The 15,180-nt window shown below is 54.1% G+C and carries 15 protein-coding genes; 6 read left to right on the forward strand and 9 right to left on the reverse strand.

Annotated features, from left to right (window positions below; genetic code table 11):
* Positions 1-120: 120 nt before the first annotated feature.
* Positions 121-1,479, forward strand: a complete 1,359-nt coding sequence (locus GO013_RS01540; RefSeq protein WP_163808284.1) for a tetratricopeptide repeat protein — start codon at positions 121-123, stop codon at positions 1,477-1,479.
* Positions 1,476-2,351: a carbohydrate kinase gene (locus GO013_RS01545; RefSeq protein ID WP_163808285.1), complete on the forward strand. Its 876-nt coding sequence runs from the start codon at positions 1,476-1,478 to the stop codon at positions 2,349-2,351. The genes GO013_RS01540 and GO013_RS01545 overlap by 4 nt, the downstream gene beginning before the upstream one ends.
* A 104-nt stretch (positions 2,352-2,455) precedes the next feature.
* On the opposite strand, the gene GO013_RS01550 is transcribed toward GO013_RS01545, so the two are convergent.
* From GO013_RS01550 to GO013_RS01560, 3 genes are read right to left on the reverse strand one after another with little or no spacing between them, the layout of a single operon-like run.
* On the reverse strand, positions 2,456-3,259 hold the full coding sequence (locus GO013_RS01550; RefSeq protein ID WP_163808286.1) for a nitroreductase family protein: 804 nt from the start codon (positions 3,257-3,259) through the stop codon (positions 2,456-2,458).
* Between the two features lie 34 nt (positions 3,260-3,293).
* Positions 3,294-3,860 carry a hypothetical protein gene (locus GO013_RS01555; RefSeq protein ID WP_163808287.1) on the reverse strand — a complete coding sequence of 189 codons (567 nt, stop codon included), beginning with the start codon at positions 3,858-3,860 and terminating at the stop codon, positions 3,294-3,296.
* An 11-nt stretch (positions 3,861-3,871) separates the two neighbouring features.
* Complete coding sequence (locus tag GO013_RS01560) at positions 3,872-4,294, reverse strand: hypothetical protein (RefSeq protein WP_163808288.1); 423 nt, start codon at positions 4,292-4,294, stop codon at positions 3,872-3,874.
* Between the two features lie 179 nt (positions 4,295-4,473).
* Here GO013_RS01560 and GO013_RS01565 point away from each other — a divergent pair, with 179 nt between their 5' ends.
* The 3 genes from GO013_RS01565 (at position 4,474) to GO013_RS01575 (ending at position 8,379) form a co-directional block, all read left to right on the forward strand.
* The gene (locus GO013_RS01565; protein ID WP_163808289.1) at positions 4,474-4,956 is read left to right on the forward strand and encodes a hypothetical protein; all 483 of its coding nucleotides are present in this window, start codon (positions 4,474-4,476) and stop codon (positions 4,954-4,956) included.
* Positions 4,953-5,747 (forward strand): GGDEF domain-containing protein, encoded by a 795-nt coding sequence (locus GO013_RS01570; RefSeq protein WP_163808290.1) that lies wholly within the window; start codon positions 4,953-4,955, stop codon positions 5,745-5,747. Before GO013_RS01565 ends, GO013_RS01570 begins: the two co-directional genes overlap by 4 nt.
* Before the next feature lie 154 nt (positions 5,748-5,901).
* The gene (locus GO013_RS01575) at positions 5,902-8,379 is read left to right on the forward strand and encodes an EAL domain-containing protein (RefSeq protein WP_163808291.1); all 2,478 of its coding nucleotides are present in this window, start codon (positions 5,902-5,904) and stop codon (positions 8,377-8,379) included.
* A 62-nt stretch (positions 8,380-8,441) separates the two neighbouring features.
* Here the strand turns inward: GO013_RS01575 and GO013_RS01580 are convergent, their stop codons facing one another.
* From GO013_RS01580 to GO013_RS01600, 5 genes are all read right to left on the reverse strand, one after another.
* Positions 8,442-9,164: an ABC transporter ATP-binding protein gene (locus tag GO013_RS01580; protein ID WP_163808292.1), complete on the reverse strand. Its 723-nt coding sequence runs from the start codon at positions 9,162-9,164 to the stop codon at positions 8,442-8,444.
* Between the two features lie 13 nt (positions 9,165-9,177).
* Positions 9,178-10,371 carry a branched-chain amino acid ABC transporter permease gene (locus tag GO013_RS01585; RefSeq protein ID WP_163808293.1) on the reverse strand — a complete coding sequence of 398 codons (1,194 nt, stop codon included), beginning with the start codon at positions 10,369-10,371 and terminating at the stop codon, positions 9,178-9,180.
* Positions 10,349-11,251, reverse strand: a complete 903-nt coding sequence (locus tag GO013_RS01590) for a branched-chain amino acid ABC transporter permease (protein ID WP_163808438.1) — start codon at positions 11,249-11,251, stop codon at positions 10,349-10,351. Before GO013_RS01590 ends, GO013_RS01585 begins: the two co-directional genes overlap by 23 nt.
* 69 nt (positions 11,252-11,320) lie before the next feature.
* A complete protein-coding gene (locus tag GO013_RS01595) occupies positions 11,321-12,472 on the reverse strand; it encodes a branched-chain amino acid ABC transporter substrate-binding protein (protein ID WP_163808294.1) in 1,152 nt (383 codons plus the stop codon).
* A gap of 39 nt (positions 12,473-12,511) precedes the next feature.
* Complete coding sequence (locus GO013_RS01600) at positions 12,512-13,267, reverse strand: ABC transporter ATP-binding protein (RefSeq protein WP_163808295.1); 756 nt, start codon at positions 13,265-13,267, stop codon at positions 12,512-12,514.
* Between the two features lie 330 nt (positions 13,268-13,597).
* Between GO013_RS01600 and GO013_RS01605 the strand changes: the two genes are divergently transcribed.
* The gene (locus GO013_RS01605) at positions 13,598-14,350 is read left to right on the forward strand and encodes an SDR family oxidoreductase (RefSeq protein ID WP_163808296.1); all 753 of its coding nucleotides are present in this window, start codon (positions 13,598-13,600) and stop codon (positions 14,348-14,350) included.
* Between the two features lie 660 nt (positions 14,351-15,010).
* Here the strand turns inward: GO013_RS01605 and GO013_RS01610 are convergent.
* Complete coding sequence (locus GO013_RS01610; RefSeq protein ID WP_163808297.1) at positions 15,011-15,178, reverse strand: hypothetical protein; 168 nt, start codon at positions 15,176-15,178, stop codon at positions 15,011-15,013.
* Between the last annotated feature and the right edge of the window lie 2 nt (positions 15,179-15,180).

Below are 15,180 nucleotides of genomic sequence, written 5' to 3' on the forward strand. Positions count from 1 at the left end.
CGACAAATGCCGGGCAGCATTTTTTGTCACAAACCATGCCCGATACTCTTTCCAACATATCTTGAATTCCCCGTACAAACGGGATAGTGATCCGAGAGTCAAATAACCAAGGAGCTACCCGTGACCAAACAGAGTGAGCCTCGAACCAGTCAGGCCATACATGCAGCCATCGACATTGTGGAAAAAGAGGCCCCGGGGGGCGCAGAAGTCCTTTTCATGGCCGCCATGCTTGCCAATGCACCATTGCCCTACGATTATGCCCTGTCCATGGACGGGACCCCGCACAATCCGGCACTCATCAATCCGGCGGCAGCATTTTTCGCAGCCACGGCACTCATCGACCCACTCGTGGCCCATGAGCTGATCGACGTCGATGCGGACCGACAAATTTTCATTCTCAAACCCGATGTCCGGACCGTCCTTCTGGACAGCATGGACGCTGAACACAAAGCCTCCTGGGCGAGCCGGGCCATCTACGGTCTCAATCTCTCCTTGCCGGACGCGGAGCCACAGAACTGGCCCATGGTTCAATGGCTCATGCCGCACATTCTGGCCTGTCGAGATCTCATCAAAAAGCTGGATGTGAACACCGCCGCCGCCAATCGGGTTTTGCACCAGACAGGTTTTTCCTTCTATCACCAGCAACGGTTTGACGAAGCTCTTGAGTTCCTGAACGCCGCCATGGCAGTGGATGTGGCCCTGAAAGGTCGTCAGCACCCGGATATTGTCGCCGACCTTGAAGGACTGGCAACCGTGCACCGGGCCGCAAAACATGACGAACATGCCGAAACCTTTTTCCTGCGATGTCTTGGCCTGCAAAAGGAAATTTTTACGGATGGCAACATCGCGACCGCCCCGACCCTCAACAGTCTCGGAGTGATCCGACACGAAACAGGACGACTGGATGAAGCCGAAGCCTCATTTGAAGCGTGCCTGACTGTGCTACGAGATGCGTCGGATGCCCCGCATCCGACCATGGCATCCTGCCTGTCCAACATGGCCCGGCTGTATGAAACCATGAGTCAGCCCGAACGCGCGCTGGGATTGGCGCAACAAGCCCTCACCATCAATCGAGAACTGTATGGAGACCAGCACCCGGATGTGGCCGAAAATCACACCACCATCGCACAATTGCATGACCGTCTGAACGATCCCGTCCAGGCCGAAATACACTTCAAGCACAGCCTCGCCATCTGCGAACAGGTCTATGGCCCGGATCACCCGGAAACCGCCCAGGCCCAATGCACCATGGCCCTGTTTCTCAGTTCTCTTGGGCGAGATGCAGAAGCATTCGAATTTTTCAACCAAGGGCTGACCGCGTATGAAGACGCTCTCGGTCCCCAGCATCCATTATTTGAATCGGCCTTGAACAACTTCACTGCCCTGCTGCAAAAATGTGCTGATTCAGAGCAGCACCCACTCCGTGCCGAGGCCGAAGCCCGGTTGCAAAAAATCGTGGAAAAGGCCGGGCAACCATGAGACCAACCCTTGCTCTGGGATTGGGAGAGATTCTGTGGGATATCTTGCCGGAATCCCGGACGCTTGGGGGTGCCCCGGCAAATTTTGCGTATCACATCAACGGACTGGGCGGATATGGCGTCCCAGTCTCCTGCGTGGGCGACGACGTATTGGGCCGCGAGGCCCTCACACAACTGGCGCAACAGGGACTGAATGTCCATGCCATCACCGTTGACCCGGAGCATCCTACCGGCACGGTCAACGCCCGCATCGATTATCAGGGCGTCGCATCGTATATTTTCCCTGACGACGTGGCCTGGGATTTCCTCGCGCCCAACCACACAGCCATGACCCTGGCCTCCAAGGCGCAGGCCCTGTGCTTCGGCACACTGGCCCAACGCTCCGAGGTGTCACAAAAGGCCATCCAAGAGGTCATTCTCGCCGCGCCGCAGGCCTTGAAAATCTATGACATCAACCTGCGACAACGATTTTACACCTCTGAAATCATTTCTCATTCTCTTGATATGACCGATGTTCTCAAGATCAATGATGAAGAGCTGGCATTGGTGACTCGATTGCTGAGTCTACCGTCCGGCGAACAGGAAGCCCTGCACACGCTCATGCTTCGGCACTCGCTCAAGTTGGCGGTACTGACCCGTGGTGAGAAGGGAAGCCTGCTCCTGTCCCACACCTCATTTTCTGACCTGCCGGGTGAATCCGTTCCGATCAAGGACACGATCGGAGCCGGGGACGCATTCACTGCCGCGCTGGCTCTCGCCTATCTGAACGGCCAATCCCTTGACGAAATCAACCGATATGCCACCATGGTAGCCGCGTATGTCTGCGGGTGCTCCGGGGCCATGCCCGAGCTGCCGGACACGTTCAAAATCTAGACGGACCACAGCAAAAAACGCCCCCTTGCGGGAGCGTTTCACATCGCTTCAAACGGAATCGAAACATCGCCCCAATCCCGCACACTGTCTGAGAACAGGTCGCCCTAATCCAACCAGGTCACCTCGACATCGCGCCGGGTCGGAATCCGTTTATACCGATATTTCGGATACCCAAGCACAAGCGCGGCGTACACACCGTGCCCCTCGGGAATACCAAGCTCTTCACGAATGGCACAGCACCCTTCGGCCACTTCCATGAGGAATCCGGCCCAGCAGGCACCAAGGCCATGGGCATGGGCTGCCAATTCCAGATATGCTGCGGACAGCGAACAATCCTCGGCGGGGTTGAATCCATCTTCGGGCGCGTGGGCCACGGCCACATGCGGCGCACCGTGCAAAACCTTGTCAATGCCTCGTGCCCAATTCTTGACCACACCGGGAAGCACGGAATGTGTCGCCATGTACTCCACGGTCATTCCGGCCAGACGATGGGTCGCTTCCGGAGATCGGGTCACGATCCACCGAGCCGGTTGCCCGTTTTTAGCACTGGGAGCGAATCGGGACACCCGGAACAAATGATTCAAGACATCCTCGGGAACGACCTTGTCCTTGTACGAGCGGACCGACCGTCGACCACGCAGGAACTGATCGGCCTGATCTGGCGAAACCCTGAAGTCCTTCTGCATGGACAGACAGGCCTCGGGAGCCAGACCGTTGGTAACCGGCATCTGCGGCAACGAAACTGCACCCACGGGGCAAACTGCCACGCAATGGCCGCAATCGATACACGTTTTCTTGGCCGCGAGACGAAGCTTGGGAAACCCGTTTTTTCCTTCGACGATCAAGTCAAAAGGGCACTCGTCCAGACACGCGCCACATTGCTTGCATTTATCTGTATCTACGAACATGAATCTCTCTTTCTTGTGAACCAACAACAATGAATTACATGGGGGATGACGCGATTGCCGAAATGGTCGGAATCGCCTCGGTCATCACACCACGCAATGCCTCGGCCAGGATGTCGGACGGTGTGGAGTATCCAGGGATCACCACATTCTCGACTTCACTGGTATATTTTTGAATATGCATGGTCTGTCCGGCACGGGACATGATGATCTTGACCGAAACCTTCCCGGCATAGGTCGTTGTGCCGGTCTGGTTCAGTTCCACGTCCAACACCTCTCCAGTCACCAGAACAGCATCCCCGGGCATGACGGTGGATGTTCTGTATTTGGGCGAACACCCGGCGTTCTTGAGCTCATCGAACACGGCCCAGCCCACCCAATCCGCCACATCGGACACCGTGGCGATGGAGCTGTTGTCCAACGTCCTGCCCAATCGCAAGACAGGCCGTCTGTCCTCGAATTTGAACACCACGACATCTCCCTGACACCTCGTGGTTGTCCCGGCCAGAGCGTATGTAAGCTTTATGGCCTCATTCTTGACGCACCCAGGCACGAAAAGCAGCATCAGACAGATACCAACACACCATTTCATCGACGATGACATTTCTTTCTCCATCAAATTTCATCCCCGTGTATCGGGGCTTCTTCCTTTTCAGTCAACCGTTCATCCAGTTCCCGTTCCATGTCGTCTAACAGTTGTCCGGTCAAGTCCATCAACCGGGCCAGACTGTCATTGACAAAAGAACGAGCTTTTTCATCAAGAGCCTCTTCCGAGGTCGCGGGAATGTCTTCATTCTTCTCTGCGCGCGGCTCCAACACCGCTCCCCCCTCAATCAGAGCCTCAATATTCTCAAGACTTTGCCGAAGGCGCACAAGTTCATCTTTCACCACGGAATCCCTGGAATCAACCGTGTGACGCAAGGCCTTCACTTCGGATTCCAGAGCCTCGATTCGCGAAGTATCCACAGAGGATTCGGAACAGGCGCAAAGCGCAAAAATCATGGACAAAATCGTAATGACCGGCACACTCTTTTTCATAAAGTCCCCCCTCTTGGACAACTTTTACCACAGGGATCACCACACTGACAATCTGTGCACAATACTTCACGAACCATCCGTTTCATGGTCCGTCTGTCTTGATTTTCGTTTGAGAGTCAGTACAATGGTGAGTGTACGACAGTCCGCTTTTGCAGCGAAACAAAAGAAAGGCACCGAGCATGAAAAGACTTCACATTCTGACATTGACGCTCATCCTGTCACTTGTGGCCGTTTCGGCCCTGGCATCGGATTACGTCAGCACGCCGCCGCCGTCCAGTTTTCGCGGGCTGGACTGGGGCACCTCACTGGCCGACATCCCGGATCTGGTCCCTGTGGCCAAGGCGGGCTATGGCAACACATTCTTCCGCCCCGAAGAATCCCTGAAATTTGGCGAAGCGGAAATCCTTTCCGTGGCCTATTATTTCCGGGACAAAAAGCTCTACCGAGTCGGTATTGCGTTCAAGGGACGAGTCAACCAGTTCTTTCTCAAGGACATGCTCTTGCAAAAATATGGTCCGGGCAGAGGCGTGGGCTTCCGGTATGGATGGATGTGGCCCGATTTCTCCATTGATCTGTCCTTTGACAATGACAAAAAGCAGGGTGCACTGTTCTACACGTATGAAGGCTCACTGAAAGAACCGCAACCCACAGAAAAACCATGAGCACACCACAGCGAACATTTCATCGGCCCAAAACTCGATACAGGATTTTTTACATCCTCAGTATCATGGCGCTCGCGGTCTTGTTCTGTCTGTCTTTCGGCATCATATACACCTTGATCGTCACCCCGCCAGAATCACCGGGCACACTGATGCGCATGGTCTATCTCATCATGATCGCGGGATTTCTCATTCTCGCGGCACAGGCTCTGCTCATTCTCAAGCGAGTCATGGCGGTCATGGATTGCGACGCGGCCACAGCGGGAGAAATGACGGAGCGCCTCGAACAACTGGCGATTCTCGATGATCTGACCAAAGCATACAACCGGGGAAAATTCGAAACGGTCACCACAAGGGAACTCGGCAATGTCCGCCGATACGGACACACCCTGTCCGGCATCATGTTTGACGTGGATGATTTCAAGACCATCAACGAGACCCACGGATATACGACAGGAGACAAACTGCTGGCGAATCTGGCCTATTACGTCAACAGCAAACTCAGAACCAACGACTACCTCTTCCGGTGGCGTGGCGGGAAATTCATCATCCTCACCCCGCACACCGATATCGACAAGGCCACGCTGGTCGCGGAAAAACTTCGCCAAATCGTGTCGCATAAACTCTTTGGCGGCACAATCAGACTCTCTATCTCCCTAGGTGTGGCCCAGGCCTCGGCCAAAGACACCACGGACACCTTCATGCATCAACTCCAAACGGCATTGACCGGAGCAAAAAACGCCGGGAAAAACACCGTCACCGTCATTGGAAACGGAACGCTTTCTTCACTCTAAACGGCTATTAATATTACTAAAATCATACCGGACATATTCGTCTTCCCACCACTTTCTAACGGACTTCCCCTTTTCCGGTATTCTAGGCTACACTTGAGCTGACAACCGTTTTCTGCCGAGATTTCAATCTTGAGCAACGGGACAGGAGAAGCCCATGCCTCGAATCAACCCCATTTCACTCTTCAAACAGACGCCCGTCCGCGTGCTTCTTCCGTCTGCGCTCATGCTCCTGCTCTTTGCCGGGTCCATCTTCCTCTATTTCCTGCCATCGCTGGAAAAAGAACTCATGAACTCAAAAAAAGAAATCATCAGGGAAATGACTAGCTCGGTCATCGGCTCTCTGAACCATCTGCAATCTCAGGTTGAACAGGGAACAATTTCCCGCGAGACTGCAATGACAACGGCAAAAGGACTCGTCAAAGCTCTGCGATATGGTCGAGATTCCAAGGACTATTTTTGGATATCCGACATGGATGCCCGTATGGTCATACATCCCTATCTCCCGGAACTTGATGGACAGGATCTTTCGGAATTCAGGGACCTGCGTGGAACCCCGCTTTTCACGACTTTTGCCGATACCATTCGCCAGAATGGCAGCGGATTTGTCGAATATTATTGGCAATGGAAAGACCAGCCCGAACAGATCGCCCACAAAATTTCATATATACGCCCATTCAAACCTTGGGGCTGGATTCTGGGGACAGGCATGTACATAGACGATGTTACCGCTGAAATCGCCATCTATCGCAACAAAATCGCGGTCATGTTCTTTGCCATCCTCGTCAGTATTTCCCTGCTCTCACTCTACATCATCCGGCAAACCTATTTATCCGAACAAAAAAAGGCCTCGATCCAGAAACAACGGGAACGGCTGGTCAAAGTGCTTCAGGAAAGCGAGGAGCGGTACCGGACCATTGCGGATTTCGCCTATGATTGGGAAACATGGGTGGATGGGAATGGCACCATTCTCTATTGTTCTCCGGCCTGCAAACGCATCACCGGCTATCCGCCGGAACGGTTTTTCGCCACCCCGGAACTGGTTCGCGACATCATCATTGAGGAGGACCGCCCGACCTGGGACGACTATTGTGTCAGCGCAAACACGGATCAAGGCGATTCGCTGGATTTTCGCATCACCTCGGCACATGGCGATCCCCGGTGGCTTAGCGTGGTGGGCCGGGCCGTGTCCGGTATCGGCGGCAAGCCTCTGGGTATCCGGTTCAGCTTTCGTGACATCACCGAGCGCAAGCACATGGAAGAACAACTCAGGCATCAGGCATTGCACGATCCTTTGACCAATCTGGCAAATCGAACGGTATGCCTGGACCGACTCGGGCAGGCAATGCACCGGGCCAAACGGCGTGACAACTACTTTTTTGCCGTGATCTTTCTGGATCTCGACCGTTTCAAGGTCATCAACGACTCATTGGGGCACCACTTCGGCGACATGGTCTTGATCGAAACAGCCACCCGCCTTTCCGAAGAAATGCGCGGACTGGACACGGTCTCCCGGTTCGGCGGCGATGAATTCGTGCTGTTGCTGGATGAACTCGCCAGTCCGGGCGAAGCCATACGCATCATCAAGCGCATCCGTAAAAAAATGTCCACCCCCTTTCATTTCTATGACAAGGAAGTCCAAACCACCGCCAGTTTCGGCATTGTGCTGAGTCCCATTGGCGACAGCAAGCCAGCAGACATCCTGCAACAGGCCAACATCGCCATGCACCACGCAAAGGACACAGGACGCAATCGGTTCAGAGTCTTTACCGAACGCATGTTGGAAACCGCCGTGGACCAGCTCAGTCTGGAAAATGATATGCGCAGGGGACTTGAGGCCGATGAATTTCATCTGGAATATCAGCCCATTCTCAATTTGGACGATTCGGACTTGCGAGGATTTGAAGCATTGATCCGATGGCAGCACCCGAAACGAGGAATTCTTGCCCCGTCCGACTTCATCCCCATTGCCGAAGAATCCGGCCTTATCATCCAATTGGGAGAATGGGTCCTGCATACAGCACTGAAAACCCTGGCGCACTGGCGGGAACTCACCCCGAACGCAAAAGACATCACCATGTCCGTCAACCTCTCCAGCAAACAATTCAGCCGACTCAGGCTGGATCAGATGGTTATCCGAGCCTTGAAGGAATCTGGACTGCCCCCGTCCAGCCTCCAACTTGAAATCACGGAATCAGCCATCATGAACAACACGGAATCAGCAATCCGATCCCTGCACCGTCTGCGCAAGGCGGGCATCCATTTTTCCATCGACGATTTCGGAACAGGCTATTCCTCGTTATCTCAACTCCAACAACTACCAGTGGACACCCTCAAAGTGGATCGGGGGTTTGTATCCCGCATGAGAATCGATCAGGAGAACATGGACATCGTCCGCGCAGTCATTGCGCTGGCACACTCGTTGGGACTCGGCGTCATTGCAGAAGGCGTCGAAACCACGGACCAACTCTGTTCCCTTATCAATTTGAAATGCGAAAATGTTCAGGGATTTTTCTTTCATCAACCCATGGTAGACCAACAGGCCCTCCGCCTTATCCTCGACAGGACCAACGGAGAAAAAACCACTTCCCGTGAAAAAATCGAAAAAGCAAAGCAAAACTGTGGGTGTGGCTAGACGGCTCACGTTTCCGCGTCTGGTCGTTTCGAGTCACGCTCCCGAGCAATGTTCGTGAAAGCCTATTCGCCGAGATAGGCCTTTCTGATATCCGGATTGGACAGCAGCCGGTCCGCGTCATCGGCCATGACCACCCGGCCCGTTTCCAGCACGTATCCCCGTCGGGCCGCCTGCAAGGCGAGATTCGCGTTCTGCTCGACCAGCACCACGGTCACTCCCTGCTCATTAATCATCCGCACGATGTCGAAAATCTGTTTCACCAACAACGGAGCCAGTCCCATGGACGGTTCATCGAGCAACAACACCTTCGGACGACTCATCAAGGCCCGAGCCATGGCCAGCATCTGCTGTTCTCCGCCGGACAACGTCCCGCCCAACTGTCGACGGCGTTCACGGAGTTTGGGAAACAGATCGAGCACCCGCTCCAAATCGTCCTTGATCTGCGTCTTTCCATGACGAAAAAACGCCCCCATATCGAGGTTCTCAAGCACTGTCAGACGCGGGAAAATCCGTCGTCCTTCCGGGACCTGACACAACCCCATGGGCGGCAATTTCTCAGGAGCCACATCGTTGATACGCTCGCCCTTGTACAGGATGTCCCCTTCAACGGCCTTGACCACATTGCACATGGTCATCAACGTCGTGGATTTGCCCGCCCCATTAGCCCCGATGACCGACACAATCTCGCCATCGTATACCTTGAGGGAAATCCCCTTCAAGGCCCGAATTCGGCCATAGGTCGAAACCACATTCCTCAATTCCAATATCGGTGTTGTCTCTGCCATTGAATTCTCTCGATTATTCAGCGTCTTCGGACCGGCGGCCCACCCGTTTCGCAGGCCAGATACCAGCCGGACGAATCAGCATCATCAGCGTCATGACGCCACCAAAAACAAGCATACGATAGGTTTCCAACTCACGAAACATCTCGGGCAGGGCCACCAGGGCCAAAACCCCGAGAATCACCCCCGGAATGGACCCCATGCCGCCGAGCACGACCATGGCCAACACCATGGCGGATTCCAAAAACGTGAAAGACTCCGGTCCCACAAATTTCATGCGCGCCGCAAAAAACGCCCCGGCAAACCCCGCAAAGGTCGCACCCGTGGCGTATGCCAACAATTTCAGCAAAAAGGTGTTCACACCCATGAGTTCCGCAGCGGTTTCATCTTCACGAATGGCCTCCCACGCCCGCCCGATCCTCGAATAATTCAATCGATAGACCGCCACGATGGTGACGATGGCAATCGCCAAAATCACGTAATACATGGACCAGAGCGGCTTGAAACTCCACCCGAATATTTCTGGACGGGGAATGGACAGGATACCGTTTGGCCCATTGGTCAAGGCCATCCAATTATTCAGGATAAGTCGGACGATCTCACCGAACCCAAGGGTGACGATAGCAAGATAATCCCCCCGCATTCGCAGGGTCGGATACCCGATGACACACCCGGCAATGGCCGCCGTCAGCGCGGAAATGGGCAGGCACAGCCAGAATGACAAGCCGAAATGCAAACTCATGAGCGCATAGGTGTACGCTCCGACCCCGTAAAACGCGATATAGCCAAGATCGAGCAGGCCAGCCAAACCGACCACAATATTCAATCCCAGTCCCAAACAAATATAAATAAGGACGGAAATAGACACGTCATGGGCATATCGACCTGTGACCAGCGGGAACACCAGGGCGCACGCAAGGACACTCGCCAACAAAAGCCAGCGGGGTGTCTTCGCATAAAGCTGACCGATGGCCCCGGTCACCGAAGTCATCGGTGTTCCCAAGGAATCCAGATACCCGGCTTCCTTGATCTGATACACAAGCATGATGAAAACCACGGCCACGGCCACGGTCCCAAAGACCTTGAAGGTCTTGCCGAACTCCAACCCTTCGGGCGTCACACCGAGCAGCGGCCAGAGCAGGATGAAAAACCAGACCAGGCCGACACCGCAGCCTATCCACAGTTTTTTAGACTCGCGTATCGTCAACATTCTCTCCCATGATGCCGGTGGGGCGGAAATACAAAACGCCAATCAAGATGATGAAGGCGAACACGTCCTTGTACTCACCGGAAATATATCCGGCGGCAAAGATTTCAACCATACCGATAATCAGCCCACCGACGAGCGCGCCGGTGATATTCCCAATGCCGCCAAGCACGGCTGCGGCAAAGGCCTTGATACCAGGGACAAATCCCATGGAATAATTGACCGACCCGTAATACAGCCCGACCATGATCCCGGCAGCCGCGGCCAACCCCGCGCCAATGGCGAACGTGATCGCAATGATACGATTCGAATTAATCCCAACCAGAGCAGACATGATCTTGTCCTGCGACGTGGCCCGCATGGCCCGTCCGATCCGGGTCTTGAAAACCAGCACGTTCAACCCGACCAGCAGAAACGCTGTCAGAGCCACAATGAAAATCTGCATGTAGGAGACCGAAACCAGCCCCCACTCGAACCCGCCCGAAGTGATCTCCGTGGGATAGGGTTTGTCGTACACTCCCTGCGTGAGCATCAGCCCGTTTTGCAGAAAAATGGACATGCCGAGCGCGGACAGCAGTGCCGCCAAACGCGAGGCGTGCCTGAGCGGCTTGTAAGCCAGTCGTTCCACGGCCATGGCGAGCAACGCGCAATATCCCATGGACAAGACCAGAGAAATGCCCAGGCAGGCATAGGGATGCAATCCCTGAGCCGCCAGATAAGAAATCAGGATCACGCCCATATACCCACCCGCAGCAAAAAACTCGCCATGGGCAAAATTGATGAGCTGGATGATGCCATAGACCATGGTGTAACCCAAGGCGATCAACGCATAGACACCACCGAGCGTGATACCATTAATCAATTGTTGTATGAAAAATTCCAAATCCATGATGTTCCATATCCGAGGCCCCGACAACGCAGGGCCTCGGTTTGATTACAATATGTACGAAACTTAATACATTTCGCCTGTCAGGGAATTCCAATACGGCGTGAACGTGCCATCCACGACCTTGTACACGACATAGTTGGAACCGGAATCACCATTGGCCGCATACTTGAGCTGTTTGGACGCTCCGGTAAAATCGAGTGCCAACATGGCATCCCGAACCTTGGCCGGATCAGTGGTCCCGGCAGCCTTGACCGCCAACAGGTATGCCATGGCAGAGTCAAAGGAATACGCTGAATACGCACCGGGATTGTTGCCGGTCTTTTCCTTGTACTTGGTCTGGAATTCCTTGTACTTCGGCGCGTCCTTGTCGATCGCGCCAAAGGTGCAATACATGCCATCAGAATCCGCCTTGGCGATTTCGATCAGCTTGGGATGATACACGGCATCCTGTCCCATCAGTGTGGCATCAATGCCCATACGCTTGGCCTGAATGACCATCAGCGCACCCGTGGCGGAGTTTTGCAGGGAAATATACAGCAGGTCCGGCTTGGCGGCCTTGACCTTGGTCAGCACTGCGGAAAAGTCCTTGTCCCCCTGATTCACATGGTCGTGATCCAGCACCGTGATCCCCTCAGCCTTGGCAGCCAGGGCAACGCCTTCCGCCAACCCTTGAGAATAGGTCGTCTTGTCATCGATAATGAATACGGACTGCACCTTTTCCACATCCTTCATGAACCGCACCGCAGCCGGTGCCTGATGGTCATCGCGACCACAGGTTCGAAACATGTAGGGCAAACCGCGTTCAGTGACCTGCGGATTGGTTGAACCTGGCGTAATCATGATGACATCTTCTTCGGCCAGGGTTTCGGATGCAGGAATTGTCGAGCTGGAACAATACGCTCCAACGACCCCGGTGACTTCTTCATTAATAAGCTTGTTGGCCGCAGCAACCGCCTGTTTCGGATCACACGCCGTGTCCTGCGGGAAAATCATGATATCCGTGAACCCGGAGATTCCCCCTTGTTCCATGATGACTTCAACCGCAATTTCAGTCCCCTGACGAATGTCATTACCATCCGCCGCGTATGGTCCCGTCAACGGCGACATGGTCCCGATTTTCAAGACCTGTCCGGCCTTTTCATTCTCCCCGCCACACCCCGCGAGCATCAAACCCATAGCGGCCAGGGCCACAACCAGCATGAATACACGTTTCATAAGCACTCTCTCCATTCGTTGCGGTTCCAGCCAGCCTCTCTACTGGCCCAAATATGCTTCGATCACGGCAGGATCCTTCTGGATTTCCCCAGGCAATCCCTCGGCAATCACGACCCCATGGTCCAACACGACAATTCGATTGCAGATCCCCATGACCACTTTCATATCGTGCTCCACCATCAGGACATTGATCCCAAGGTCGGTGATATGCCCGATGAAATCCATCAGCTCCAACGACTCGGCCGGATTCAATCCCGCCGCAGGTTCATCAAGCAGGATGGTATGCGGCTCGCTGGCCAAAGCGCGTGCAATTTCAAGCCGTCGCTGATGGCCATAGGGCAAATTGGAAGCCACTTCGTCGGCCATTTCACCCAAACCCATAAATTCAAGGGCTTTGTGTGATTTTTCCGCAATCTGTTCTTCTTCTCGACGCTGGCGCGGACTGCGCAGGACGGCTCCAATCACTCCGGTTTTGGACCGGCTGTGTTGGGCAACCATGCAGTTTTCCAAGGCCGTCATGTTTTGAAACAAACGGATATTTTGAAATGTTCGGGCAATGCCCATAGCCAGGACCTGATACGGTCTCAACCCGGTCACACGGGTTCCATCGTATGAAACCGTCCCATGAAAGGCCTTGTACACGCCGGTAATTACATTGAAGACCGTGGTCTTCCCTGCGCCGTTTGGTCCAATCAGCCCCACAACTTCGCCCTGCCCCACAGAAAAAGAGACATCAGTCAAAGCCTGTAGTCCGCCAAATCGAACACCAATATCGTCAAGAATAAGATGTGCCATAGAGTCCTGATGAGAAAAAATCACGCCCATTGAAGAGAGCATTTTGTATCATTTCAATGCCATGCAACGAAATGACAACTTTTTTTACAGAACCTTATCCTTTACCGTACTTAGGGGAAAAAGTCTAACGTCGGCCCTAAAGATCGGCTATGAATGCAATCTTTTGCAGACAGTCAAAATCGGCATATTTTATTCTGGAGCAACGATTCTTACGCGAATAATATGCGAGCATTTTACGTAATTTTGAACATCAACCAACAGGTCGTTCCGACTTTTCTTCTTTTCACAGATACGATATTCGGATGCGAGACATCAAAAAGGAGCGATTCAATGACACAGACAGCGTTGATAACAGGAGCCACGGCCGGATTTGGCAAGGCCATGGCCGAACGATATGCAGCAGAAGGATGGCAAGTCATCGTCACAGGCCGGAGAACCGACCGATTGGCCGAGCTTCAAGAGGCACTTGCCCCGGCGCAGGTTCACACCATCGCGTTTGACATTCAGGACAAGGCCGCCTGTTTCGCCGCGGTCGAGCAGCTTCCAGAAGCCTTCAAAAGAGTCGATGTGCTCGTGAACAACGCGGGTCTGGCTCTGGGGCTTGACCCGGCTCAATCCTGCAATCTCGACGATTGGGAGACCATGATTGACACGAATATCAAGGGGTTGATGTACATGACCCGCGCCCTGCTTCCCTCCATGGTCGAACGGGACAAGGGACACATCGTCAATCTCGGGTCCGTGGCCGGGACCTATCCGTACCCCGGCGGCAACTGCTATGGCGGCACCAAGGCGTTCGTGAACCACTTTTCCAAAAACCTGCTTGCGGATTTGCTCGGCACCAAAATCCGCGTCACCAACATCGAACCAGGACTCTGCGAATCGGAATTTTCCGTCGTCCGTTTCAAAGGCGACACGACCTCCGCAGACAATGTCTATCAGGGAACAGATCCCATCAAACCCGAAGACATCGCCGAAATCGTCTACTGGACCACGACCCTGCCCGCACATATCAATATCAATGCGCTCGAAGTCATGCCAGTTGACCAGGCCTTCTCGCCTTTCGCGATCAACAGGAAATAAAAGGGGATGCCTTCGGCGACTGGGGGAAAGAGAGAGACAACCCCTTTGAAAAGGGTTCTTTCTCTCTCTTTCCCCCAGACCCCCTATCTCTCTCTTTTCCTAAACTTTTTTTGTGCCTTCGGCAGGGGTGGACGAAAGCTGGAGAAGGTAAAAAATTTCGGGTAGGGGGCTAAGGCAATGGAAAGGAAAAGATTCAAAGAGTGTCACGAAACCCAATTCCATAATGATAACAGAAGGGAAAACATTTCCTCCTGAAAAATTTTAACAAAACAGGCACGCCGCACTTTCCCGACCAGCACCCCACTTTTTTTCTAACTTTCCCCGACGACTCATTCTTCGCCCCTTCGGCCAAATCGCTCACATCCCCGACACCCCAACTTTCTGGAGCACCTTGGGGGGCACAGCCTCCCAACAGCAACCCTCTTTCCCCGACCACTCATTCTTCGCCCCTTCGGCCAAATCGCTCACATCCCCGACACCCCAACTTTCTGGAGCACCTTGGGGGGCACAGCCCCCCAACAGCAACCCTCTTTCCCCGACCACTCATTCTTCGCCCCTTCGGCCAAATCGCTCACATCCCCGACACTCCCAACTTCTGGAGTGCCTTGGGGGGGGGCACCGCCCCCCAACAACGACTCTCTTTCCCCGAAGACTCACTCTTCACCCTTCGGCCAAATCGCTCACATCCCTGACACTCCCCACTTCTGGAGTGCCTTGGGGGGCACCGCCCCCCAACAACGGCTCTCTTTCCCCGATGAATTGAGGCTTGGGAGAGTGGTGCAGATGTGCATTTTCTCGGGCGCAGCCGACCCGCAACCGTATCTTCATAC

It is taken from the genome of Pseudodesulfovibrio sp. JC047 (assembly GCF_010468615.1).
Taxonomy (GTDB): Bacteria; Desulfobacterota; Desulfovibrionia; order Desulfovibrionales; family Desulfovibrionaceae; genus Pseudodesulfovibrio.

What these genes read in the sequence shown, in the direction of transcription:
- GO013_RS01565 (WP_163808289.1), top strand. Translation starts at nt 4,474, where the DNA reads ATGAAAAGACTTCACATTCTGACATTGACGCTCATCCTGTCACTTGTG.
- GO013_RS01550 (WP_163808286.1), bottom strand. Translation starts at nt 3,259, where the DNA reads ATGTTCGTAGATACAGATAAATGCAAGCAATGTGGCGCGTGTCTGGAC.
- GO013_RS01600 (WP_163808295.1), bottom strand. Translation starts at nt 13,267, where the DNA reads ATGGCACATCTTATTCTTGACGATATTGGTGTTCGATTTGGCGGACTA.
- GO013_RS01555 (WP_163808287.1), bottom strand. Translation starts at nt 3,860, where the DNA reads ATGTCATCGTCGATGAAATGGTGTGTTGGTATCTGTCTGATGCTGCTT.
- GO013_RS01545 (WP_163808285.1), top strand. Translation starts at nt 1,476, where the DNA reads ATGAGACCAACCCTTGCTCTGGGATTGGGAGAGATTCTGTGGGATATC.
- GO013_RS01605 (WP_163808296.1), top strand. Translation starts at nt 13,598, where the DNA reads ATGACACAGACAGCGTTGATAACAGGAGCCACGGCCGGATTTGGCAAG.
- GO013_RS01575 (WP_163808291.1), top strand. Translation starts at nt 5,902, where the DNA reads ATGCCTCGAATCAACCCCATTTCACTCTTCAAACAGACGCCCGTCCGC.
- GO013_RS01570 (WP_163808290.1), top strand. Translation starts at nt 4,953, where the DNA reads ATGAGCACACCACAGCGAACATTTCATCGGCCCAAAACTCGATACAGG.
- GO013_RS01610 (WP_163808297.1), bottom strand. Translation starts at nt 15,178, where the DNA reads ATGAAGATACGGTTGCGGGTCGGCTGCGCCCGAGAAAATGCACATCTG.
- GO013_RS01585 (WP_163808293.1), bottom strand. Translation starts at nt 10,371, where the DNA reads ATGTTGACGATACGCGAGTCTAAAAAACTGTGGATAGGCTGCGGTGTC.
- GO013_RS01560 (WP_163808288.1), bottom strand. Translation starts at nt 4,294, where the DNA reads ATGAAAAAGAGTGTGCCGGTCATTACGATTTTGTCCATGATTTTTGCG.
- GO013_RS01580 (WP_163808292.1), bottom strand. Translation starts at nt 9,164, where the DNA reads ATGGCAGAGACAACACCGATATTGGAATTGAGGAATGTGGTTTCGACC.
- GO013_RS01595 (WP_163808294.1), bottom strand. Translation starts at nt 12,472, where the DNA reads ATGAAACGTGTATTCATGCTGGTTGTGGCCCTGGCCGCTATGGGTTTG.